Origin of the sequence: Catenulispora pinisilvae (assembly GCF_015356865.1) — a bacterium.
Lineage (GTDB): Bacteria > Actinomycetota > Actinomycetes > Streptomycetales > Catenulisporaceae > Catenulispora > Catenulispora pinisilvae.
This window is the reverse complement of the sequence record NZ_JAAFZA010000104.1, coordinates 1-21,534: the sequence shown is the minus strand read 5'-3', so window position 1 is coordinate 21,534 and position 21,534 is coordinate 1. Positions and strand designations below refer to the sequence as shown.

Here is a 21,534-nt window from a genome sequence, read left to right as displayed (position 1 = left end):
CCCATCGCAGATCAGCCGGCCCGGGTACGCAGTAGTTTCGCGATCGCCACGAGCGCCGACGCACCGCGATCGAAAGCCGCCAACGCACGGCGATCGAAACCCATCGACCATCGACTGGCTACCGGCTACCGGCCGCCAGCCGGCAACCACCAACCGACCCGCGCGTCCCGCTCAGCCCGCCCGCACCGAGGAGTCCCTGACCACCAACTCGGTAGCGATCTCCACCGGCTTGTCCGGCACCCCGTCCCCGGCCAACGCCGAGACCAGCATCCGAGCCGCCTCGGCCCCCATTTCCCGCAGCGGCCGCCGCACGGCAGTCAGCGACGGGGCGGTGAGCGCGGCGTGCCCGGCGTCGTCGAAGCAGGCGACCGCCACGTCGTCCGGCACCGACCGGCCGAGCTGCGCCAGCAGCTGTAGGACACCGGAGGCCGACAGGTCGTTGTGGGTGAAGACCGAGTCGAACTCGATCCCGTCGGCGTCGGCCCGGGTCACGGCCACCCGGCCGGACTCCCCGGAGTAGTCGCCGGCGAAGTGGGCCTGCCGCGGCACCGGGAACCCGGCCTCGGCGAAGACCTCGGCGAAGGACGCGGCCCGCTCGACGGCGCAGTCGTAGCCCTCCGGCCCGCCGAGTACCAGCGGACGGCGGCGGCCCAGGCCCAACAGGTGCTCCGCGGCCTGCCGGGCACCCGAACGGTTACCGCTGGCGACCACCGGCATCCGCGCGTCCGCGGTCCGGTCGCTGACCAGCGCCACCGGCAGTCCGGCGGCGGCCATCCGGTCCACGGCGGGCAGCGTCTCCTCCGGCTCTATCACCAGCAGGCCGTCGAAGGCGTTGGCGTCGACGTGGCCCGCGAACCGCCGGAAGGAGTCGTCGCCGCGGTTGCGGGTGAACAGCATCAGCCCGTGGTTGCTGCTCTCCATCGCGTCCACGACACCCTGCATGACCTGCGCGATCCACGGCCGGGTGAGAGCAGGGGCCAGTACCCCGACCACCCCGGTCCGGCCCTTGGCCAACGACACCGCCCCGGCGCTGGGCACATAGCCGAGCTCCTTGACGACCCGCCGGACCCGGGCCGCGGTGGCCGCGTCCGTCTCCCCTTTTCCGTTGAGCACCCGCGACACCGTGGCCTTGCTGACCCCGGCCCGCAACGCCACATGGGCGATGGTGACCCGCATTCCGTTCCCCCGTCCTCACTTACTAACCCCGGACAGGATTGTGGCACGGCGACCACCCGACGTGTTCCCCACTGCGAAACCAGTAACGGCGGGACCACCAATAGTGGCCCCGCCGCCTTTGATCAGGTACGTACGGATCAAGCCTTGGGTGTAGCCGGTCGACGACATCGGCCCGCTGAGCAGACGCTGCTTACTGCCCTTGCCGCGGATCGTCCATCGGCCGTATCTGCGCGCCGGTGTCGAGGATGCCGACCCCGCTCCCGGCCGCGGCCTGGGCACCGGTCAGCGCCACCGCCGCGGTGTGCTCGGGGGCCGAGACCGTCTGCCGCACCGTTCCGGCGCTGTCGGAGACAGCGACCTTCACCACGTGCCGGGTCCCGGCCACCAGCAGGTACACCTTCCCGTCCGGCGCCCGCCACCGCGCCTGCGCGACCACGTTCGGCCCGAGGGCCGAGCAGGTCCGGCCGTCCGACTCGGTGCCGGTGACCGTCGCCGCCGCCTGGGCGGCCGGCGGCAGGAACTCGCTGGTCGCCGAACCGCCGCCGGCCCACTGATCGGCCCGCACGCACACCCACGAAGCAAGGCCCTGAGACTGTGGCAGCGGCTGCTGCGCGAAGACCCAGGTGTCGACCTGCTTCACATCCTGGCCCGCCAGCGCCGACAGCCCGCAGGCCACCCGCGCCTGGGTGCCGAACGCGTCCGGCGCCGCCACTTCGCGCGGGGTCTGTGTCGGGTCGGTCTTCGGCGGCGCGGTGAACAGCAGATGGGTGCCGGTGACGCCGCCGAGGTCGGTCAGCGCGAACGTCTCGCCGCCGACCGCCGCGGTCGCGTGGAGCTGGAGCGCCGGCCAGGAACCGCAGCCGGAGGCCGGAGGCTTGGGCACCGCCGCGGTGACGCCGTCCGACACCGCGGCGGACTGCGCCGAAGCCGACGGGATTCGCAGATCCCTGACACCGACCGTGTCGACCCACGGCGCCACCAGCCACCGGTCCCCGGCATCGGTCGAACGCAAGACCACCGCGCCGGCCGACGTCAGGTCCGCGCCGTCGGCGGGTACGACGTCCAGCCGGACCGGGTCGGCGGCGCTCGGAGCGTCGGGCAGCGTGTAGCGGGCCAGGCGCGTCGAATCGAAGAGCAGCACGACGGTCGCGCCGTCCAAATGCCCGCTCCACAGCGCGTGGACCGGTTGCAGCGGCGGGCCGTCGGCGGCTCCGGCGCCGAGCTTGTACACGTCAGGATGCTGCGACGACCACGCGGTCACGGCCTGCCCGACCGTCGCGGCCGGGACACTGCCGTCACCGCGCGTCGGCCACACGCCGAAGTCCAGCCGGGGACTCTGCTGCCAGGCGCCGTCCGCCACCTGGACGGCGGTGTGCGCGACGTCGGCACCGGCCGCCCCGGTGACCGCCGCGTCCGCGCCGCCCGACCCCGAACCGCTGACCCCGATGACGATCGCCAGCAGCGCGACCAGCACCACGCCGCCGCCCGCGGCCGCGCCCCGGGTCTGGCGGCGGCGCCGTGACAGGTCGGTGGGCCGGGTGCGCAGCGTGCACGGATCGAACTCCGAGGACTCCAGCACGCCGGCCGGATGCTCGGCGAGCAACTGCCGCGCCCGCTCCAGCGCCGCCGGCACGCCGCGCGCGCCGGCGCCGGACAGCAGCTCGGCCACCTCCTCGGCGTCGAGCTCTTCCAGGGCGAGCAGCACGTAGGCCATCCGCGCGGTGATGCTCAGCCCGCGCAGCGCGGCGTCCAGTTCCAGCTCCTGCGAACCGCCGCCGAGTGGGAACAGACGCAGACCCCAGACATAGGGCTGGCGCAGCGAGCGCGGCCACCACGCCTTGCGCAGCACCGCGTTGACCACCGCCTGGCGCAGTATGGCGTAGGAGTCACCGTCCACCTGCTGCGGCGCGCGCCGGAGCCACCGGCCGGGCCGGCCCCCAGGGCCCGCCCCGCCGGACAACGTGCGTTGCGCTATCGCGTGCGCCGCCAGCACCCGGCCGTGCCGGTCGCCCTCCGGCGGCAGCGCCAGGTACGCGATCCTGACCAGACGGGAATAGTGCAGCACCAGAGCCGCCTCGAGATCTTCCCGCCCGCTCGAGGGGCGGTCGCGATCATCGAGCACGAGGCCCTCCCTTTCTCTGGATTGAAGAACGATTCACAGTGCGGATGGTCACCACCGATACCCGCGCCACCGCTCGCTACCCCAACCCTTTCAGACCGGGAGCGGTCTTTGTCAGCGGTTTGCCATGAGCGTTTGGCCCGGGAGGGCGGCGGGCGCGAGATCCGCCGCGAGTAGCGGAGCTGGCAGCGTTACCCGGCGAGCGTTATCTGATGAGCCTTACCCGATAAGCGTTGTCTGATGAGCATTACCCGATGAGGGCTACCCGATGAGGATCCGGCGCGTCCGAGCGGGCGCGCCGGAGGGCAGCTCGGCGAGGATGTCGGCCAGCGAGACCGCGGCCAGGCTGGCCCGCCACGCGTCGTGCGCCTCGGCCATCGTGCGGGCCAGCGGGCAGGTCTCCCGGCACTCCTCGGCGCTCAGCGCGCCGCGCCCCTGCTGCCGGATCTCGCGGCACTCATACGGCGCCACCGCCCCGTCCACCGCTTCCACGATTTGCAGCATCGTGATGTCCGCCGCCGGCCGGGCCAGCCGGAAGCCGCCGCGCGGCCCGGTGCTGGCGGCCAGGATCCCGGCCCTGGTCAACGCCTGGAGCTGCTTGGCGAGGTAGGGCGCCGGCAGGTCGTAGTACGTCGCCAGCTGCGTCGCCGACGCCGTCTCGCCGGGTCGCAGCTGGGCCAGGGACGCGGCGCAGTGCAGGACCCATTCCGTGCTGGTCGGCAACTTCATACCGGCGATTCTATCTCAGATATTGCGGATCTATTTAGTCCGAGATAGAGTCGGCGGCGGAAGAGCGAAGAGATCAGGGTTTTGCGAACAGGAGACAGCTCATGCGCATCGCCGTCGCCGGGGCCACCGGCAACATCGGAGCCCGCACCGCCGCCGTGCTGGAACGCGCCGGACACGACGTGGTGGGGATCAGCCGCAAGCAGGGGGCGGACCTGAGCACCGGCGAGGGCCTGGACGCCGCGCTGGCCGGGGTGGAAGCCGTCGTCGACGCCTCCAACGGACCGGAGGGCCTGAGCTTCCCGGAGACCGTCGCCTGGTTCGGCGGCGCCACCGCGAACCTGCTGGCCGCCGAGGAGCGGGCCGGGGTGCGGCACCACGTGCTGCTGTCGATCGTGGGGATCCACCGCACCGAGGGCAACGCGCACTACGGCGGCAAGCGGGAGCAGGAGCGGCTGATCGAGGCCGGCAACGTGCCGTGGACGATCGTGCCCGCGACCCAGTTCCACGACTTCGCGGCGATGGCGGCGAGCTGGACCGCACAGGACGGCGTCGCCCCGATCGCCCCGCTGCTGCTGCGGCCGATCGCCCCCGACGACGTCGCCGCGGTGCTGGCCCTAGTGGCGACCGGGGAACCGCGCGGCCGGTTCGCCGACGTCGCGGGCCCCGAGACCGAGGACATGGTGGACATGGCGCGGCGGACGCTGCAAGCCCGGGGGCAGACGCTCAAACTCCGGCCGACCTGGGACGGCGCGATCTTCGGCGAGGAGATGGCCGGGAACGCGCTGCTTCCCGGGGCCGGTGCGCACATCGCGCCGACGAGCTTCGATGCTTGGTTGGAGCAGGAGCGGAAGAACGCCGGGCGGTAGTAGCGGGCGCCTCGCGACCGGTCGCCGCCCGACGGGTTACGGGCGCGACCGGTTATGGCGCGACCAGCAAACGCGCTGCTGACTGCTGACTGCTGACAAACCAACCGCCGCCCGTGCGGGTTACCGTTCGACCAGCGCGACCACGCGAAAGCGTTCCAGCAACGCCTCGGTGTCGTCGTCCACCGTGAAGTCCGGGTCCCCGATGTACTCGCGCATGTCGGCGCTGTGCCAGAAGTCCTCGTGTCCGGCCCGCCACTCGGCCACCGAGGCGTAGCCCTCGCCCTCGTCCACGGCGTGTGCCAGGTCGACGTCGCCGAGCCGGGCGAAGCGGACCTCGGTGGTCTCGATCACGGCGATCGGCCGGTCGTCGTTGTCGCGAACCACGACCCGCCGGCCGGCTTGCGGGAACGGATCGCCGTCCAGCCGGTATTCGAGCACCAGCGAGGTGGTCGAGGTCTTGCTGCCGTCCAGGATCGCGGCGTTGAGCTGGTCGCGCAGCGGGCCGGGGAAGCCGAAGCCGGTCGTCGCCAGGTCCGCGACGTCGGCCGCGGCGAGTATCGGCGGTTCGGTCGTCCCGTTCATCGGCCCGCTCATCAGCCCACTCCCAGATAGCGCAGGACCGCCAGCACGCGGCGGTGGTCGACGTCGGTCTGCGGCAGGTCGAACTTGGTGAAGATGTTGGCGACGTGCTTCTCGACCGCGCGCTCGCCGATCACCAGGGCGCCGGCGATGGCGGCGTTGGTCCGGCCCTCGGCCACCAGCGCCATCACCTCGGCCTCGCGCGGGGTGAGGGTGTCGGACCGGTCGGGCCGGCGGTTGGCGCCGACCAGCTGCGTGACCACCTCCGGGTCCAGCGCGGTGCCGCCGGCCGCGACCCGGTTGAGGGCGTCTATGAAGTCGTCGATGTCGACCACGCGTTCCTTGAGCAGGTAGCCCATGCCCCGGGAACTGTGGGCGAGCAGGTCGCTGGCGAAGCGGGCCTCGACGTACTGCGAGAACATCAGGATGCCGAGATCCGGATACCGCTTGCGCAGCTCGACCGCCGCGCGCACGCCCTCGTCGGTGTGGTCCGGCGGCAGCCGGATGTCGACGACGGCGACGTCCGGACGGTGCTCGTCCACCGCGGCCAGCAGTGCCGTCGCGTCGCCGACCGCCGCGGCCACCTCCTGGCCCCGCGAGCGGAGCAACTGCACCAGACCGTCCCGCAGGATCGCGGTGTCCTCGGCGATGACGATGCGCATGGCGACAACCGTAGCGGGCATCTTGGCAGCAGCGGGTTGACCCCGGCTCGCAGGCGCGGGTTGACCCCAGCTCGCAGGAGCGGGTTGACCCCAGGTCGCAGGCGCGGGGACTCAGTCACAAATCGCGGATCGTCACGCCTTCATCGGCAGCGCCACCGTCACCACCGTCGGCCCGCCCTCCGGACTGTCGATCCCGACCGTCCCGTCCACGGTCCCGATCCGGTCGGCGAGCCCGGCCAGGCCGCCGCCGGGCCGCGTCCGGGCACCGCCGCGGCCGTCGTCCGAGACCCGCAGCGTGAGGTGTCCGGCGGCGACCTCGATCAGCACACTCGCCCGCGTGGCGCGGCCGTGCTTCGCGGCGTTGGTCAGCAGTTCGGCGGCGCAGAAGTAGGCCATGGTCTCGATCGCGGCGGCCGGACGCGGATCGGGGACGAGCACCGTCAGGTCCGTCGGGATGGGGCCGTTGGCGGTCAGCGTCCGCAGCGCCGGTTCCAGACCCTGGTCCAGCGTCGGCGGATGGATCCCGCGGACCAGGTCGCGCAGCTCGGCGATCGCCGTCTTCGCGGTGACCTGCGCCTGGTCGACCAGGCTGCGGGTGTGCGCCAGCTGCGCGTGGTCGGCCGAGTCGCCGTCGAGGGTGTCCTTCAGCATCACCAGCTGCATCCCGAGGGCGACCAGCCGGGCCTGCGCGCCGTCGTGCAGGTCGCGCTCGATGCGGCGGAGCGTGGCCGCGGAGTCGTCGACCGCGTAGCTCCGCGAGCGTTCCAGCTGCCGGACGCGCACCGCCGAGCGTCCCGAGCCGAGGACCACGCGGTAGAACTGGAGGTCGAGCGTGACCAGCTTGCGCGCGACCCAGGCCGCCAGCGCGACCATGAGCAGTCCGACCACCGAGAGCACGAATGCGCTCGGCAAAGTGGAGAACCAGAACCCGAACAAGTGGATCCCGCGCTTGATGGTGCCGTCCGGCTGCCGGGTGTAGAGGTCGTCCCAGTTCCGCAGCACCGGCCAGAAGACCCACAGCAGCCCGTAGAACCACAGACCGACGCCGATCACCAGGTTCAGCAAGGCGATCGGGAGCCGGACCGAGAGGAACGCCGCCTCCATCCAGCCGCCGCCTTCGCCGCTGAGCATGAACCGGCGCCACGTCAGGACGCCGCCTTCCTTCCGCTCCGCGGGCGGCTCCAACCGCACCCCGAACAGCCGCCACACCAGCCCCCGATACAGCCGTCCGAATCCCCGCGCCACCGCGATCGCCGACGCGACCACCCACGGCCCGAGCGGCGTCACCGTCAGGACCACCCCGAGCAGAAGCAGGGCATTGACGATCACGAAACCGACGGCCCACAACACGGAGCTGGCGACGAGGTAGAGCGCCGACGCGACGAAGCCGATGTGCGGGGCTTCGGGCTCGGCGGACGGCGGCGGCTCGGTGGGCATGGGCACCATCATGATCGACCGACTGCCCGGTGCCCAGCGGGCAGACACGAAGGTTCCGGAGTTCGGTTAACCGGCCGGTCCACTCGGCCTGCCCACTCGGCCTGCCCACTCGGCAGGTCCACTCGGCAGGTCCACTCGGCCGGTTCACTCCACGGGCCGGCCGAACCGGATGCGGCGGACTAATCGCCGGCAGCGGACTAATGGCCGGCGGCTGCGCTTCCGAAGCCGCGACTCCGGCTGCCCCGACTGTTCCGGCGAGTCCGGCTACCCCGGCTGCTCCGACTCCCGCGAGTCCGGCTACTCCGGCTCCGCAAGCAACGCCACCCGCGTCACGATCCGCGCGATCCGCTCCGCCGTCGCCTCCGGCGAGGCGACCGGCTGCACGATGTTGCTGACCGTCAGCCGCACCACGCACTCCACCGCGAGCTCCCGCGAGTAGTCGTCCACCTCGGGCCAGGCGTGCGCGGCATACGCGCCGAGCATCGCGGTCGCGGTGTCCAGCAGCGGCTCCGACCGGGTCGTCAGGTGCGTCATCAGCTCGCCGTCGCCGCCGCGCTGGCTGGTGATCACCGCCTTCAGCAGCTCGTTGTCGGCGGCGGTGCGCAACGTGAACTCCACGCCCGCGGTGACGCCGGCGCGCAGGTCCGGACCGTGCCCGTCCAGCACCTCGCGGATGCCGTCCAGGAACCGGTCCACCTCGCGCATCACCAGCGCCTGACCGAGCGCGTCCTTGCTGCCGAACTCGGTGTAGCAGGTCTGCCGGCTCACCCCGGCGCGCTCGGCGACGTGCGCCATCCGCAGGCCGCCCCAGCCGGCGTCGGCGACCAGGCCGTACGCGGCGTCGAGCACGCGATCGCGCAGGCTGGCGCGGATCGATTCGGTGTAGCGAGTCATCCCTGGTGATTGTAGGCAACCGGCACGGCCCGACTCCTTGACACTATTAGAGATTCTGTCTAGTTTCTGGACACTGCTCGTTGTTTTGTAAGGTGAACGAGGGAGCGGATGATGACGGCGATCGCCGTGTCCGGCCCCGCCGAGTCCTCCTGGCGGGACGGCAAGAAGTACCTGTGGCCACTGGGCCTGCTGGTCCCGATGATCCCGTGGATCGCCTGGGGCCTGGCCGCTGCCACCGGCCTGGGCCTGGCCTGGTGGGCCGGGCCGATCCTGGTGTTCGGGATCTTCCCGCTCTTCGACTGGGCGATCGGCAAGGACTCCGACAACCCGCCGGACTCGGTGCTGGCGTTCCTGGAGGGTCAGCGCTACTACCGCTGGTGCACCTACCTGTACCTGCCGTTGCAGTACGCGGGCCTGGTGACCGCCTCGTGGCTGTGGTCCACCGGCCGGCTCGACACCCTGGACGCGATCGGCCTGGCGGCCAGCGTCGGCACGGTCGGCGGCATCGGCATCAACACCGCGCACGAACTCGGCCACAAAAAGGACGATCTGGAACGCTGGCTGTCGAAGGTGGCACTGGCGCAGACCTTGTACGGACACTTCTTCATCGAGCACAACCGCGGGCACCACGTGCGCGTGGCCACCCCCGAGGACCCGGCCAGCTCCCGGCTCGGCGAGAGCTTCTACCGCTTCTGGCCGCGCTCGGTCGCCGGGAGCTTCCGCTCCGGGTGGCACCTGGAGAAGGCGCGGCTGGAGCGCTCGGACCGTAAGCCGTGGACGCTGCGCAACGACGTGCTCAACGCCTGGGCGATGTCGGTCGTGGTGTTCGGCACGCTGATCGGCGTGTTCGGGGTGCGGATCGTGCCGTATCTGTTGGTCCAGGCGGTGTTCGGCTTCTCGCTGCTGGAGGTCGTGAACTACCTGGAGCACTACGGCCTGCTCCGCCAGAAGAACGGCGAACGCTACGAACGCTGCGCGCCCCGGCACAGCTGGAACAGCAACAACATCGCCTCCAACGTGCTGCTCTACCACCTCCAGCGGCACAGCGACCACCACGCCAACCCGACCCGGCGCTACCAGGCCCTGCGGCACTTCGACGACGCGCCGGAACTGCCCAGCGGCTACGCGACGATGATCGTGCTGGCCTACGTACCGCCGCTGTGGCGCCGGGTGATGGACCCGAAAGTGGTGGCGCACTTCGACGGGGACGTGCGGCTGGCGAACCTCCAGCCGCGCAAGCGGGAGAAGCTGCTGGCCCGCCACGGGGCGGCGAAAGCATGAGCACCTATCAGTGCCCGGTCTGCGACTACCGCTACGACGAGCGCCGGGGCGACCCGCGCGAGGGCTTCCCGGCCGGCACGGCATGGGAGGCGGTGCCGGACGACTGGACGTGCCCGGACTGCGGGGTACGGGAGAAGATCGACTTCGAGCTGCGGGAAGAGCTATAGAGCTATGAATCAGGAAGCGTACAAAGTCTGGGAGTGCCAGGTCTGCGGGTTCGTCTACGACGAGGCGCTGGGCTGGCCCGAGGAGGACATCGCGCCGGGCACGCGGTGGGCGGACATCCCGGACGACTGGTCGTGCCCGGACTGTGGCGCGGCCAAGGCCGACTTCGCGATGGCCGAGTCGAGCCGTGTCTGAGCCGGGAGCCGAGCACATCGAGCACTTCGATCACCCCGAGTACACCGAGCACGCCGGACACCCTGAGCGCGCCGAGCACGCGGTGATAGTCGGCGCCGGGATCGCGGGGGCCACGGCCGCGCTGACGCTGCGGAAGGAGGGGTATCAGGGGTGGATCACGCTGGTCGGGGCGGAGGCTGAGGCCCCTTATCGGCGGCCGCCGCTGTCGAAGGACGTATTGCGCGGGACGATGAAGAGCGAGCGCATTCGGTTGAAGCCGGACGCGTTCTGGGCCGAGCAGGCGATCGAGCTGCGGACCGGCAGCACGGCGACCGCGATCGACACCGACGCCTCGACGGTCACGCTCGCCGATGGCACCGCCCTCGGCTACCAAAAGCTCGTCCTGGCCACCGGAAGTCGTCCGCGCGCATTGCCTCAGGCTGCCGGGGTCCCGGGCGTGCACTATCTCAGGAGCCTGCATTCGGCGACCACTCTCGCCTCAGCCCTGGCCAGCCGCGGCCCGGTCGTGGTGATCGGCGGCGGCTTGGTCGGCCTGGAAGTCGCCGCCTCAGCCCGCGCGCTCGGTTGCGCCGTCTCGGTCCTGGAAGCCGCCGACCGCCCCATGAGCCGCATCCTCCCCGCCTGGCTCGCCGACCCCCTGGCCACGCTGCACCAAGACCGCGGCGTCGAGATCCACACCGGCGTCAGCGTCGCGAGGATCGAGCGCCACACCCGCAGCAAACTCAGTGTCACCGCTGCCGATGGCCGCGTATGGCCCGCCGTCGTCGTGGTCGCGGCCGTCGGCACGGTCCCCGAGACGGCCCTCGCCGAGGCCGCGGGCCTACCCGTCGCGAACGGCATCGTCGTGGACGAATACGGCCGCACCCCCGCCCCCGGCGTCTTCGCAGCGGGCGACGCGGCCAGCGTCCCCGACCTCCTCCACGGCGGCCGCCGTCGCGGCGAGCACTGGAACGAGGCGATGGAACAGGGCACTGCCGTCGCCAAGACGATCGTCGGCGACCCGACGCCGTACCCACTGCTTCCGTGGTCCTGGTCCGACCAACACGGCGTGACGATCCAGGTCTGCGGACGTCCCGAGCTGGCCACCGAGCACGAGGTGCACGGCGACCCCGAATCGCGCGACGCTTCGGTCGTGTTCCGGCTCGACGGGAAGGTGGCCGCCGTCGTGGCGATGAACCGTCCGACAGAGTTCCGCACGCTCCGGCAACTCGCCCTGGCCGCGCAGCACTAGCCCGACCCTCTTCTGACACCCGCGCCGAGTCGCTATTATCGGTGGTGCGTGACCTACGCCGAACCTCCGACGGCCGTCCCCAGCACGGCCTGACACCGGAGGCAAAGGGACCCGCCGTCTCAGGTCGCTGTCGAGGTGCCGCCGTTCCGGGCGGATCGCTGGGGGATCGTCGCTCGGGGCGTGGAAGGCCGAAGATGACAGCGAACAGAAGGTTCAAACAGCGGGTACGTGCCCGCTCCGCCAAGACCGGCGAGTCCTACACCGCTGCGCTTCGGCACTTCCGTACAGCTTCAGGAGGAGCTGAGGTGTCAGAACAGCGAACTGGCGCGAATTCGCGCACGGGAATGGTCGACGTGAGTGTCGGCGCGGATGTCGGCGGTGGCGTCGGTAGCGGCGGCAACGGAGCCGGCGGGAAGCGGATCCGGGTGGCGGTGGCGCAGACCTCGCTCATCGACGACCCGCGGGACGTCGCGGGCCTGCGGGCGGCCGGCGAGCAAGTACGGGGACTGATGCGGGAGGCGGCCGGAGCCGGCGCGCGCCTGGTCCTCTTCCCCGAGGGTGCCATGTGCGCACCGAACAAGCGGCTGATGTCCTCGGTCCCGGACGAAGTCGGCCCCTCGGACTGGTCCCGCTTCGCGTGGGACGTCCTGCAAGAGGAGCTGACCGCCGTCGCGAGGCTGGCCGGCGAACTGCGGCTGTGGACGGTGCTCGGCGCCGTGCACCAGCTCACCGCGCCGAACCGGCCGCACAACAGCCTGTACGTGATCTCCGACCGCGGCGAGGTGGCGTCCCGGTACGACGAGCGCCTGCTGTCGAAGACAAAGGTGACGTACATGTACGCCCCGGGCGCGACGACGGTGACGTTCGACGTGGACGGCGTCCGCTTCGGCTGCCTGCTCGGGATGGAGGTGCACTACCCGGAGCTGTTCGCGGCGTACGAGCAACAGGGCGTGGACTGCGTGCTGTTCGGGACGACCGGCACGGACCCGTCGAAGCAGACGAAGGCTTTCGCGACCGAGGCCCAGGGGCTCGCGGCGGCGAACAGCCTGTGCGTGGCGTTCGCGGCGCCCGCGTCGCTGGGCGCGATCGCGCCTTCGGGCTTGCTCGGGCCGGACGGGACGTGGCTGGCGCGCTGCGCCGCGTCCACCGATCCGGCCGTCGTGGTCGGCGACCTCGACGACGGCGCGGCCGACGTCGAGATCGCGGTCCGCTACGCCCGGCCCTGGCGCCGGGAGGCCCGCGGCGGGCTGTATGAGGAGCACCGGGTCGTAGCGGATCCGCGGAGTGAGGCACGGAGCACGTTCTAGCTACGTGTTCTGGCTTCGCACACTAGCTGCGCGTTCTAGCTCTGCGTTCTAGCTACGGAACCTCCGGCCGAGCAGGCGAGCTCTCCTGCACCGGCATGCTGTTCGACGTCGGCAGCGGATACGGGATGCCGACGTCCAGCGTCCCGGCCAGCGCGTTGAGCACCGCCTGCTCGGCCACCGACGTGTCGCCGATCGAGACCACCGGCAGCGTCGGGAACGCGGGGTTCGCCGGCGCGCTCAGGTTCAGCGCGCCGGTGAAGTCGCCGGTCACGTCCCGGCGCCAGTCGGACAGGTTCGGCACCGTGACCCCGAAACGGGTCTCGATGAAGCGCAGCACAGAGGTGTGGTCCAGGGTGCCCGAGTACTTGAACCCGCCCGCGCTGAACGGCGAGATCACCAACGCGGGGGTGCGGAAACCCAGGCCGATCGGGCCGTCCACGCCGCCGGCGGCCGAGGGCAGAGTGGCCAGCCACTCCCCGGCCGTGCCCTGCGGCGCGGTCGGCGGAGTGACGTGGTCGAAGAAGCCGCCGTTCTCGTCGTAGACCACGAACACGACCGTGCGGGCCCAGACGTCCGGGTTGGACACCAGCGCGGCCAACACCTGCTGCACGAAGTACTCGCCGTAATACGGCGGCGCGGCCGGATGCTCGCACTCCGCGACCGGCGGGATGATCCACGACACCGACGGCAGCTTGCCGGCGGCGATGTCGGCCTTGAAGTCGGCCGGGTAGTTCGGCGTCAGGCCGCGGCCGATCAGCTCCAGCCCGGTGATGGAGAACGGGTCGTCGTAGTTCTTGAAGTAGGGCAACGGACTCAGCGCCGCCAGGCCGATCGGGTCGTTGTAGACCTTCCAGCCCACCCCGGCCGCCAGCAGCCGCTCCGGCATCGTCTCCCAGCTCAGCTTGCCGGTCTCGGCGATCCGGTTGCCGAACGTCTGCACCACCGGCCCGCCGTGCGTCCCCTCGGGGTCGATCGAGGCCGACATCAGCATCAGCCGGTTGGGGTCGGTGGGGCCGAGCACCGAGCAGTGGTAGCCGTCGCAGATCGTGAAGGCGTCGGCCAGCGCATGGTAGAAAGCAAGATCTTGGCGCGTGTAGTAGCCCATGGTCACCGGGCCGTTGGTGGCGCCGTCGGCAGCCAGGTGCGCGGTGATGAAGGCGTCCATGGCGCCGTCGTTCCAGCTCTGGTGCTGGGTGGCCCAGCTGTGCGAGACGTCGTTGGTGGTCTGCCCGTTCTCCAGCGGCGGGTTGCTCACCAGGCGGAAGGGCTGCAAGTAGCCGGTCCCGGACGCGCCGATGCCGGGCGCGAAACCGAACTGGTCGTAGACCGGGTACGTCGTCCCGCCGACCGTCTGCGTCGGCACCGCCGGGTCGGAGAAGCCCCGCACGCCGGACAGCGTCCCGAAGTACTGGTCGAAGGAGCGGTTCTCCTGCATCAGGACCACGACATGCTCGACGTCGCTCAGGCTGGCCGCGCCGCTCGCCGACGCCGCCATGGCCGCGTCCAGCAGCTTCTTCTGGGCGTCAGTGGGCTGCCCACCGTGCGACTGCCCGCTCTGCGACTGCCCGCCCTGTGCCGAGCCGACGCCGGCCAGCGCGGCGGCACCGAGCGCCCCCGCCGATCCGGCGATCACTTCGCGGCGACTGACGCCGTGCTGTTCCGGACGTGCGGACTCCTCGCTCATGGGTTCCTCCACAGAACACGAAGACGGTACCGATGGCTGCGCTACGCGTCCGTAACCTAACCGCCCGCGGCGTATTGACAAGCCCCGCGAACGGTCGGGTCGGCGACGATCCGGTGAACGCCCTCGCCCTAGACCTAGCCCTAGACCGAGCCCTCAGCGGGAGGCAGGACCCTCATCCAGATGTGGGTGAGGACGTCCACCAGCGCCTCTTCGTCGGCGAAGGGTTCGACGCCGATCGCCGCGAGGTAGTACAAGCGCTCGCCGAGCCAGGTCAGGGCGGCCGCCAGGTTCCCGGTGTCGACACCGGGCTCAGAACCTTCCGCCCGGCCGATCGGCTGGCCGACCGCTTGCCCGTCCGCCTGGCCGACCGCCTGGCCGGCCCCTTGCCCACCTGCCTGGCCCACCGCTTGCCCGTCTGCCGTGATCCGTTCCGCGGTCACGGCGGTGAAGCCGCCCATCAGCCCCAGCCACAGCTCGCCGAGTTCCGCATCGCTACGCCAGTTCTCCACCACCGCCCGCAGCACCGGGGCCTCGGCACGCCACAGCTTCGCGCCTTCGCTGACGCCGTGCCGAACGGTCTCGCGCAGATCGCCGGAGGAAGCGAGCCAGGGTTCGGCGGCCACGTGGCCGCGGTCCACCGCGCGCCGGGTCAGCTCGGCGAGCACCTGGTACTTGCCGGCGAAGTCGCACTCAGCGTGGCTCCGGCAGCCACCGATGGACGGTGGTCGCGTTGGTTGTCGACGCCCTCAGCGAATCGCCACAGCCAGCATGGTGGTCTGCCACTACGCAACCCTCTCGATCCCGCGGCGACCTACGGCGGTCAGTGCACGAATCAGGCGGCGTCTGCGCGGTGGGGTGTGAACGTCATCGCGGTGGCGTCGTCGTCTATGGCGATGTTCAATGTGGTGTCCAGCGCCTTGGCCAGGCAGGCCAGCAGCGGCAGAGTGGGAACGGTACCGCCGAGTTCGAGTTTGGAGACCTGCGGCTGGGTCATGCCGGCGCGGGCCGCGAGTTCGGACTGGCTCAGGCCGAGCGCGGTGCGCCGGTCGTGGACGGCCTGGCCGACGTCGAATGCCAGCTTTATCTCCCAGCGAGTGGCGGACACCTCTGCGGGCTCTGAGATGCCTTCGCGAAGTCGTCGTTCGCGGGCGGTATTCCAGCGGGTGTGGCTCATCCCAGCCCTCCTTCCTCAATGTCGCGGGTGTAGGCGTTGTGGACCTGATGGTTCTACGATCCGGCGGTCCGAGGCCAGCCACTAGGTGACCTGTACCGCCTGCCCGTCATGGCCTAGAACGAATCGCAGTTCCGCAAGGCCCCGCCCAGAGCCCAGGCCAGGGCTGGCGCCAGCGGGCGAGCAGGAAGAGGTTTTCGACCACGCGGGGGCACACCCGTTTGGCAGACCCCATATCCCACTCTACGTCCTACCTTCAGTATGATAGGCGTATGGCCAAAGAGAAGATCTCAGCGACGATAGAGTCCGACGTGCTCGCCAACGCCGATGCAGACGCCGCAGCGCTTGGACTCAACCGGTCGGAATACATCGAACGAACCTTGCGGGCCGACCATCTACGCCGCGTCCTCGTCGACTACAAGACGCGAACTGTTCCGGCTCTCGGCATCGACGCCTACGCCGACGACCTCTACAAAGCCAACCTTGCCCTCGCCACAGAGTCGCCAAGCAGTGACGGCCGGTGACTCGACCGGGGGACATCGTCGAGCGGGCGGACGCCACCGGACGCCTCGTCATGGTCGTCTCCAACTGGGCTCACATCCAGGCGGAGACAGGACGAGTGCTGGCCTGTCCCTTCATCGCCGGGGATCTACGCGACGACTCTGCGTTTGTTGTGCAGATTCCCTCCCCTGAAGGCATCGTGCTGCCCGAACTCGTCCACTGGCTTCCGACCTCCGCATTGGGCAAGTACCTGGGAACCGCCGAAGCGCCCGTGGTCGCTCAAACGGCCAGGCTGGTGACCGCGCTCATCGCGCCTTGACATCCGCCACGTTGGCCGCCGTGCAGGCTGTGGCGCTGCTCCGGTCGTAGGGCCTGCGAAGGATGCGCATCGAGGAACTACTGAAGGAAAAGAGCGAAGACTGGTCATGAGCGCAGACGAGCAGTGGACCGGACCCGACGTCGAGGCTTTGCGAATGCCGCCGGCCGACGTCGTCGAGCGGCTGGTCGAGGTATGCGGGGATCTGAAAGAGGGACTGGTCGAATACGTCTGGCAGCCGCGCTTCTCCAAACAGGTGAATACCGCGATGCGCCGGGCCACCGACCGGCGCCATGGCCTGGACGAACGCTCTGCGATGGCCGCGATCGACCAGCTGGCGCTGGAGACCAAGCTTCACGATGGGACCACGATCGTGCAGCGTTTCGCCGAGCAGCACCGCCCGCCGTTCGACGATGAGCAGAAGGCGATTCTGTTGGGCTGGCAGGACGTCGTGGAGAGCATCTTCGAGGTTCGGGAGCACCTGGAGGGCGGTGGGGTCCTGCTGCACAACCTGCTGGACGATCTGCTGTACCCGACATGGGCCACCAACGGACCGGACGCAGTAGCACCGATGACCCCGGGCTCGTTCGCCGTCACCCGCATCGTCCCAGCACACGCCGAATACGACATGTGGCTGTTCTCCGGCCCGCAGTCCCTGTTCGGCCCCGACGCCGGCCCGGTCATGGCGCAGTCCGCGATGCAGACCGGCATGGCCGGCCCACGCGCGATGCGACGCAACACCGCGCTGGTCACCAAGGCATGGGAGATGCAGGCCGAGGAACGCGCGACGTTCCTCGAAGTCGCCGGCGCCGACTTCGTGGTCGGGACCCCGACGGAGATGCGCGAACTGCTACTGGCCTTCCGACGGGAAAGGCAGCGACTGATCGAGGAGGCGCACCCGGCAGCCGGAGCCGACGACCTCGCCGGACCCGGCCCGGAGGACCTCGTATCGCTTCCCGACGAGATCTTGGATGCGGAAAGCCTCGCCGTCGTCTACCACGAGGCCGAGGGCCTGAGCTACTTCGCCGAGTTCGCGGCCGTGGCCAAACCGTTCACCGTCCCCGCCGACCAGCTCTCGCGGGCGCTGCTGGCCCGGCTCAAGGACTTCCTCAACGACGAGACCGTCCCGCCGCATCTGATCCGACGCCTGGCCGCGCAGTACCCGGACACTGTCGACCAGGTCTTCGCCGCGCTCCTCGGCAAACCCGGATTCTCCTGGACTTGTGACGGTGAGACGCTGCTGGCACGCAAGAAGCCGGAGTTCTTCGACCGTGAGCCGACGCCCAGTATCACCGTCACGGGCACACGCCTCGCAGAACTTCTCAGGGCCCGGACGTGAACTGAATACGGAAGGCGCTCCTCAGCTACCGGGGTCGACACTTGGCGTGATGCCCCGCCGCTTGGCGCGGCCAGGGCTGGTCCCGCCACTAGGTAGGCGGCTACGAGGAATCTCCGAAGCTTCGACGACGTACCCGAAGTTGCCGTCGCCGACGGTCCGTTTCAAAGTCCGTAGGACGAATCCTGGATCGTCGTAGGGCCCGTCCATGTAGAACGGCTGCCCGTCGCGGCCGAAGCGGATCGGCGACTCATCCTGCGAAAGGCCGAGTACATCTGCAGCAGCCTCGAAATCCTCATGTGGTTCGAAGCCCAGGCCGCGGGCGTACGCGACGGATCCGAAAACCAGGTCACGCGCCAGCGCGGCCGGGACTTGGAGATACGACTCGAAGGTGTTGAAGTACAGCTGCCGGAACTCTGCCAGCTCAGTGTGGGACATCGCCTCACCGGGGTGCGCGTCCTTGATTCCCAGGCACCACACATCCAGCAGAAACCCGACAACCAGTGCCTTGCTGGCATGCTCGCGGTGTCTGGCGACCAAGACCGCAACCAGTCCGCCCCGCTCGGCATCGGCGCTCGGACGGTCGTAGCCGACCCAGTCCGGCGCGCCATCCAAGCCGAGGCCGAAGCTCCAGCCCGCGCTGACCCAGCACTGCGGCTCGTCGCCACCGCCGGTCGGCACCGCATCGTTCAGCGCCGCGACCACATCGGCGACACTCAGGCCGAGCGCACGGGCAATCGCCTTCGGTGCCATGCCGTCTTGACGCAGGGACCTGGCCTTCTCAGCAATGCGCACGTCGTCCATGTCTGCCAGGTTAGGCCGTCGCTTGTTCCTCGTCTGCCCGCCCTTCGGCAGTCACTCAAAGGGAGTGAGCGGCGGCACCTCGTGACACCGCCAAATGTCCACCTCATACGCGCCGGTAAAGTTCAAGGCCGTGAAACACACCGGCCACAGCCTCGATCCCGACTGCGGAACCACAGTCCGCGAAACCGCGCACGCGGCGTTGTCGAACCTGGTCACTGCCCTGAGCCTGGCAGACCAAGGCCGGATCAAGTGCAGCGAGAAGACGAAGCGGCCGAGCGCGGCCAGCATCACCATCCTCGCCGCATCGCTGGATGGCGGCGACTTCTACTCCTCTCCCGTCGACTAACGTATCGCGGCATTCACCTGGCCACTGGTGCTCCAGGCCGGCGGGCTCGCGACGCTGTCCGGCACCCGGCTGCGGCCCACATCCCGCGGCCGTGCCGTCATGGCGGCCCCTGACTACCCCGTCCTCGGAACGCTGTGGGGCAAGTGGCTGACGAAAGCGCCTATTGACGAGTTCTCCCGCATCGACGCGATCAAGGGACAACGCAAGACCGCCACGCTGACCGCCGCGACGAAACGGCGCTCGGCCGTCGCGCTCGGTCTGGCCGATCTGCTAGTCGGCGAGTGGATCGAGATCGACGCCGTATTCCACGCCCTGCAACGCCGCCGCGAGCTGCATCACCGCAGCCACTGCCACCGACCCCGACGCATGGGACCGGGGTCCACCACCCGCTCACCACTTCCGAGATCGCCGGAACCACCGGGCTGAGCCCCGACGCCGTCACTGCTGCTACCAACCGCCTGGCTACCGCCGGGCTGATCCTCGAAAACGCCGCGGGCCCACTTGGTTGGCGGCTCAACCGGGACGTGCTCACCGCCTGACCGGCGACAGCCGACCGGCCATCGCCGACGCTGTTGTACGGCACCACGACCAGCCACACGTGGGATCCCGCCGATCGCACCTGGTCATGACCAGCCCAGGCATCAGCCTCGCCCACGCGTGCCGCGCGTGATCCAGTCTGCGGCGATCCGGCGGTTTGCGGCATCCACGTCGAAGGCCGCCGGATCGAACTGACCGGCGTACTCGATCCCGAGCCAGTCCAGCATCTCCTGGTGATCTGCGGCGCCCGGGTCCGCCAGGGTCTCGCGCAGGTCGCGATAGCCCCAGGTGCCGCCGCAGTCCTCCGGCGGGCACGCAGCCGCCCCGTCAACGCAACGCGGGTACACGATGCCGGACTCGGCAGGCACCACGGCCTCGACGAGGATCTCGTGCTCCCAGCCGTCGCCGAAGTCGTATTCATACCCGACGACCGTTCCGGCCCCGGCGATATCGGCCAGGCGAACGGTGTCCTCGGCGGCGATGTCCTCGTCGAAGTCCGGATCACGCCAGCCATAGCGCGCTTCGCCGACGATGAACACGTGCAGGTGCGAGTCGGTCCAACCCAGCGCCGCCTGCAGCACCCCGTGCAGCCGGTCCAACCGGATCGATGCCGGCACCAGCACCCGCCGCCACACCTGCGGATCGGTGTCATCGAGCGTCACGCGCACTTGGAACAGTTCCTCGCCGGGTTCGGTACCATCACGCGCGGCCATTACGGCGCCCAGCACCGTCCCGGACAACCGGACGCGTCCTTCGTCGTCTTCGATCGCTCCCAGAGCACGCCACAGCGCCACGATGTGGGCGGTGTCACGAGCGGTGATCTCGCGCAACCGGTCCAACCGCTCTCTGTCCAGATGATCCAGGACGAACCGCGGGGCGAGATCGCCCCACACAGCGCTCTGCAACACTCCGAGCAGAACCCAATCGCCGGAACCGAGCAAGAATTTCAGCTCCGTACACGCCTGCCGGAAAGCCGGCAGCACCAGCGACGTGATCCACCTGGACGGCACCACCGCCTCCGCCGGAATTTTGGCGAACGCCTCGAACAACGCCGCGCGCAGCCGCTCCGACTCGGACAGCAGCTTCGCGTTCTTCCTCACCGGCACCAACCGGCCGACGACGACACGGATGAGCCCAGCGGCCTTGGCCCACTCGACCAACAGATTCAGCCTCGGCAACTCCTGGCTGGACTGGGTGCGGTACACCCGGCCGCCAACCACCGGATCGATCCGGTCGGCGGTGCCCAGCAGCGGCACGAGCTTACGGGCGTCAGCCAAGGTGAGCCGCCCGGTCTGGGTCAACTTGCGCCCGGCGCCGATCCACTCCACGAGCGCCTGGACCTGCTCCAACAGAGTCGGAGCAATCTCATCCGGCCCCGCGTCATCTGGCATTCCACTCACATCGCCATCGTTGCACGTCCTCACGAAGGCACCTGCCCGCTTCACACCGTCACTCGGTCGGCGGTCAGACCGGTGCCCGGCCGTTACGTCAGCCTGAGACGGCTCAACCCAGCATTTCAAGACCCTGACCGACACGATCAAGGGCGTCACCGTCACGTCGAGACCGTCATCAACGCCGTCGACCAACAGCTCTACACCACGCACTGACCCAGCCACACCATCGACAACCCGAGAGCAACACGACAGGCGCGGCCCGACGACAACGAGCCGCGCGCAACGGCTCGCAAATGCCGAGGATTTGAACTCATCAGCATGATGACCTGCACGGACGACCGCTCCCCGGCGAAATGGCATGTTCCGTTGTCACGCCCTTGCCGCGAACACCGTTCCGAACGGCGTTCGAGTCCATCTCCGCAGAGCGCCGAGTCGCTCCAGGGAACGTGGCCGTGAAGCCTTGACCTGGGAACTCGCTGTGCGGAAAAGGAAGAGATCGGGCGTTCACTCGAACACCCGACCGACGGCGGAGGCGGAGAGATTTGAACTCTCGATGGGGTTTAAGCCCCAAACCGCATTAGCAGTGCGGCGCCATAGACCGGACTAGGCGACGCCTCCAAAACCCACAACCGCCGGATCACCGGCTGTTGTACGGTCGCCGATAGCGTACCCGGTCACTGGGGACCACCCACGGCAAGGGCGACAAGCCGGTGGCCGGCATCGCGATCGGCGCCTCGCTGACCGCGATCCACCTGATCGGCATCCCGCTGACCGGCACCTCGGTGAACCCGGCGCGGGCCCTGG

The 21,534-nt window shown here is 69.8% G+C and carries 24 protein-coding genes and 1 tRNA gene; 12 read left to right on the top strand and 13 right to left on the bottom strand.

The features are described 5' to 3' along the window. Positions 1-171: 171 nt before the first annotated feature. The 3 genes from IZR01_RS26225 to IZR01_RS26215 all read right to left on the bottom strand — a co-directional run bounded on the left by IZR01_RS26225 (position 172) and on the right by IZR01_RS26215 (position 4,024). Complete coding sequence (locus IZR01_RS26225) at positions 172-1,176, bottom strand: LacI family DNA-binding transcriptional regulator (RefSeq protein WP_194925387.1); 1,005 nt, start codon at positions 1,174-1,176, stop codon at positions 172-174. 190 nt (positions 1,177-1,366) lie between these two features. Continuing rightward, positions 1,367-3,298 (bottom strand): sigma-70 family RNA polymerase sigma factor, encoded by a 1,932-nt coding sequence (locus IZR01_RS26220; RefSeq protein ID WP_194925386.1) that lies wholly within the window; start codon positions 3,296-3,298, stop codon positions 1,367-1,369. Between the two features lie 258 nt (positions 3,299-3,556). Further along, positions 3,557-4,024 carry an RrF2 family transcriptional regulator gene (locus IZR01_RS26215; RefSeq protein ID WP_194893846.1) on the bottom strand — a complete coding sequence of 156 codons (468 nt, stop codon included), beginning with the start codon at positions 4,022-4,024 and terminating at the stop codon, positions 3,557-3,559. Positions 4,025-4,125: 101 nt separating this feature from the next. Here IZR01_RS26215 and IZR01_RS26210 point away from each other — a divergent pair, with 101 nt between their 5' ends. After that, the gene (locus tag IZR01_RS26210; protein ID WP_194925385.1) at positions 4,126-4,890 is read left to right on the top strand and encodes an SDR family oxidoreductase; all 765 of its coding nucleotides are present in this window, start codon (positions 4,126-4,128) and stop codon (positions 4,888-4,890) included. Between the two features lie 120 nt (positions 4,891-5,010). Here IZR01_RS26210 and IZR01_RS26205 read toward each other — a convergent pair whose 3' ends face one another. From IZR01_RS26205 to IZR01_RS26190, 4 genes are all read right to left on the bottom strand, one after another. Then, entirely contained in the window at positions 5,011-5,484 is a 474-nt protein-coding gene (locus IZR01_RS26205; RefSeq protein ID WP_228560249.1) for an ASCH domain-containing protein, read from the bottom strand. Then, a complete protein-coding gene (locus IZR01_RS26200) occupies positions 5,484-6,131 on the bottom strand; it encodes a response regulator (RefSeq protein WP_194893844.1) in 648 nt (215 codons plus the stop codon). The genes IZR01_RS26205 and IZR01_RS26200 overlap by 1 nt, the downstream gene beginning before the upstream one ends. Positions 6,132-6,263: 132 nt before the next feature. Beyond that, on the bottom strand, positions 6,264-7,568 hold the full coding sequence (locus IZR01_RS26195; RefSeq protein ID WP_194893843.1) for a sensor histidine kinase: 1,305 nt from the start codon (positions 7,566-7,568) through the stop codon (positions 6,264-6,266). A 297-nt stretch (positions 7,569-7,865) separates the two neighbouring features. Then, entirely contained in the window at positions 7,866-8,462 is a 597-nt protein-coding gene (locus IZR01_RS26190; RefSeq protein ID WP_194893842.1) for a TetR/AcrR family transcriptional regulator, read from the bottom strand. Between the two features lie 111 nt (positions 8,463-8,573). Here IZR01_RS26190 and IZR01_RS26185 point away from each other — a divergent pair, with 111 nt between their 5' ends. The 5 genes from IZR01_RS26185 (at position 8,574) to IZR01_RS26165 (ending at position 12,641) form a co-directional block, all read left to right on the top strand. Next, the gene (locus IZR01_RS26185) at positions 8,574-9,743 is read left to right on the top strand and encodes an alkane 1-monooxygenase (protein WP_194893841.1); all 1,170 of its coding nucleotides are present in this window, start codon (positions 8,574-8,576) and stop codon (positions 9,741-9,743) included. Further along, positions 9,740-9,910: a rubredoxin gene (locus tag IZR01_RS26180; protein ID WP_194925384.1), complete on the top strand. Its 171-nt coding sequence runs from the start codon at positions 9,740-9,742 to the stop codon at positions 9,908-9,910. The genes IZR01_RS26185 and IZR01_RS26180 overlap by 4 nt, the downstream gene beginning before the upstream one ends. A gap of 4 nt (positions 9,911-9,914) precedes the next feature. Then, entirely contained in the window at positions 9,915-10,103 is a 189-nt protein-coding gene (locus IZR01_RS26175) for a rubredoxin (RefSeq protein WP_194925383.1), read from the top strand. Further along, positions 10,096-11,334 carry an NAD(P)/FAD-dependent oxidoreductase gene (locus IZR01_RS26170; RefSeq protein ID WP_194925382.1) on the top strand — a complete coding sequence of 413 codons (1,239 nt, stop codon included), beginning with the start codon at positions 10,096-10,098 and terminating at the stop codon, positions 11,332-11,334. The genes IZR01_RS26175 and IZR01_RS26170 overlap by 8 nt, the downstream gene beginning before the upstream one ends. A 194-nt stretch (positions 11,335-11,528) precedes the next feature. Next, positions 11,529-12,641, top strand: a complete 1,113-nt coding sequence (locus IZR01_RS26165) for a carbon-nitrogen hydrolase family protein (protein ID WP_194925381.1) — start codon at positions 11,529-11,531, stop codon at positions 12,639-12,641. Positions 12,642-12,693: 52 nt separating this feature from the next. Here the strand turns inward: IZR01_RS26165 and IZR01_RS26160 are convergent, their stop codons facing one another. The 3 genes from IZR01_RS26160 to IZR01_RS26150 form a co-directional block, all read right to left on the bottom strand. Continuing rightward, on the bottom strand, positions 12,694-14,325 hold the full coding sequence (locus IZR01_RS26160; protein WP_194925380.1) for a phospholipase C: 1,632 nt from the start codon (positions 14,323-14,325) through the stop codon (positions 12,694-12,696). 140 nt (positions 14,326-14,465) lie between these two features. After that, positions 14,466-14,990 (bottom strand): hypothetical protein, encoded by a 525-nt coding sequence (locus tag IZR01_RS26155; RefSeq protein ID WP_194925379.1) that lies wholly within the window; start codon positions 14,988-14,990, stop codon positions 14,466-14,468. A 167-nt stretch (positions 14,991-15,157) separates the two neighbouring features. After that, complete coding sequence (locus IZR01_RS26150; protein WP_194925378.1) at positions 15,158-15,499, bottom strand: helix-turn-helix domain-containing protein; 342 nt, start codon at positions 15,497-15,499, stop codon at positions 15,158-15,160. Between the two features lie 269 nt (positions 15,500-15,768). On the opposite strand from IZR01_RS26150, the gene IZR01_RS26145 reads away from it, so the two are divergent. The 3 genes from IZR01_RS26145 to IZR01_RS26135 all read left to right on the top strand — a co-directional run bounded on the left by IZR01_RS26145 (position 15,769) and on the right by IZR01_RS26135 (position 17,652). Continuing rightward, a complete protein-coding gene (locus IZR01_RS26145) occupies positions 15,769-16,020 on the top strand; it encodes an antitoxin (protein WP_194893833.1) in 252 nt (83 codons plus the stop codon). Continuing rightward, on the top strand, positions 16,017-16,316 hold the full coding sequence (locus IZR01_RS26140) for a toxin (RefSeq protein ID WP_194893832.1): 300 nt from the start codon (positions 16,017-16,019) through the stop codon (positions 16,314-16,316). Before IZR01_RS26145 ends, IZR01_RS26140 begins: the two co-directional genes overlap by 4 nt. Before the next feature lie 106 nt (positions 16,317-16,422). After that, positions 16,423-17,652 carry a hypothetical protein gene (locus tag IZR01_RS26135; protein ID WP_194925377.1) on the top strand — a complete coding sequence of 410 codons (1,230 nt, stop codon included), beginning with the start codon at positions 16,423-16,425 and terminating at the stop codon, positions 17,650-17,652. A 21-nt stretch (positions 17,653-17,673) separates the two neighbouring features. Here IZR01_RS26135 and IZR01_RS26130 read toward each other — a convergent pair whose 3' ends face one another. Next, positions 17,674-18,453: a helix-turn-helix domain-containing protein gene (locus IZR01_RS26130; RefSeq protein ID WP_194925376.1), complete on the bottom strand. Its 780-nt coding sequence runs from the start codon at positions 18,451-18,453 to the stop codon at positions 17,674-17,676. A gap of 130 nt (positions 18,454-18,583) precedes the next feature. Here IZR01_RS26130 and IZR01_RS26125 point away from each other — a divergent pair, with 130 nt between their 5' ends. Then, complete coding sequence (locus IZR01_RS26125; protein ID WP_194925375.1) at positions 18,584-18,799, top strand: hypothetical protein; 216 nt, start codon at positions 18,584-18,586, stop codon at positions 18,797-18,799. 27 nt (positions 18,800-18,826) lie between these two features. Continuing rightward, the gene (locus tag IZR01_RS26120) at positions 18,827-19,225 is read left to right on the top strand and encodes a hypothetical protein (RefSeq protein WP_194925374.1); all 399 of its coding nucleotides are present in this window, start codon (positions 18,827-18,829) and stop codon (positions 19,223-19,225) included. 215 nt (positions 19,226-19,440) lie between these two features. On the opposite strand, the gene IZR01_RS50985 is transcribed toward IZR01_RS26120, so the two are convergent. Continuing rightward, the gene (locus IZR01_RS50985) at positions 19,441-20,685 is read right to left on the bottom strand and encodes a plasmid pRiA4b ORF-3 family protein (RefSeq protein WP_228554457.1); all 1,245 of its coding nucleotides are present in this window, start codon (positions 20,683-20,685) and stop codon (positions 19,441-19,443) included. Between the two features lie 572 nt (positions 20,686-21,257). Then, positions 21,258-21,348 (bottom strand) — tRNA-Ser (locus IZR01_RS26110). 92 nt (positions 21,349-21,440) lie between these two features. On the opposite strand from IZR01_RS26110, the gene IZR01_RS54400 reads away from it, so the two are divergent. Further along, on the top strand, positions 21,441-21,534 hold a 94-nt coding region (locus tag IZR01_RS54400; RefSeq protein ID WP_438939703.1), incomplete at its 3' end, for an aquaporin.

Coding starts and splice junctions, on each gene's coding strand:
- IZR01_RS26165 (WP_194925381.1), top strand. CDS start 11,529: ATGACAGCGAACAGAAGGTTCAAACAGCGGGTACGTGCCCGCTCCGCC.
- IZR01_RS26190 (WP_194893842.1), bottom strand. CDS start 8,462: ATGACTCGCTACACCGAATCGATCCGCGCCAGCCTGCGCGATCGCGTG.
- IZR01_RS26225 (WP_194925387.1), bottom strand. CDS start 1,176: ATGCGGGTCACCATCGCCCATGTGGCGTTGCGGGCCGGGGTCAGCAAG.
- IZR01_RS26150 (WP_194925378.1), bottom strand. CDS start 15,499: ATGAGCCACACCCGCTGGAATACCGCCCGCGAACGACGACTTCGCGAA.
- IZR01_RS26215 (WP_194893846.1), bottom strand. CDS start 4,024: ATGAAGTTGCCGACCAGCACGGAATGGGTCCTGCACTGCGCCGCGTCC.
- IZR01_RS26210 (WP_194925385.1), top strand. CDS start 4,126: ATGCGCATCGCCGTCGCCGGGGCCACCGGCAACATCGGAGCCCGCACC.
- IZR01_RS26205 (WP_228560249.1), bottom strand. CDS start 5,484: ATGAGCGGGCCGATGAACGGGACGACCGAACCGCCGATACTCGCCGCG.
- IZR01_RS26145 (WP_194893833.1), top strand. CDS start 15,769: ATGGCCAAAGAGAAGATCTCAGCGACGATAGAGTCCGACGTGCTCGCC.
- IZR01_RS26175 (WP_194925383.1), top strand. CDS start 9,915: ATGAATCAGGAAGCGTACAAAGTCTGGGAGTGCCAGGTCTGCGGGTTC.
- IZR01_RS26135 (WP_194925377.1), top strand. CDS start 16,423: ATGAGCGCAGACGAGCAGTGGACCGGACCCGACGTCGAGGCTTTGCGA.
- IZR01_RS26185 (WP_194893841.1), top strand. CDS start 8,574: ATGACGGCGATCGCCGTGTCCGGCCCCGCCGAGTCCTCCTGGCGGGAC.
- IZR01_RS26180 (WP_194925384.1), top strand. CDS start 9,740: ATGAGCACCTATCAGTGCCCGGTCTGCGACTACCGCTACGACGAGCGC.
- IZR01_RS26160 (WP_194925380.1), bottom strand. CDS start 14,325: ATGAGCGAGGAGTCCGCACGTCCGGAACAGCACGGCGTCAGTCGCCGC.
- IZR01_RS26200 (WP_194893844.1), bottom strand. CDS start 6,131: ATGCGCATCGTCATCGCCGAGGACACCGCGATCCTGCGGGACGGTCTG.
- IZR01_RS26130 (WP_194925376.1), bottom strand. CDS start 18,453: ATGGACGACGTGCGCATTGCTGAGAAGGCCAGGTCCCTGCGTCAAGAC.
- IZR01_RS26195 (WP_194893843.1), bottom strand. CDS start 7,568: ATGCCCACCGAGCCGCCGCCGTCCGCCGAGCCCGAAGCCCCGCACATC.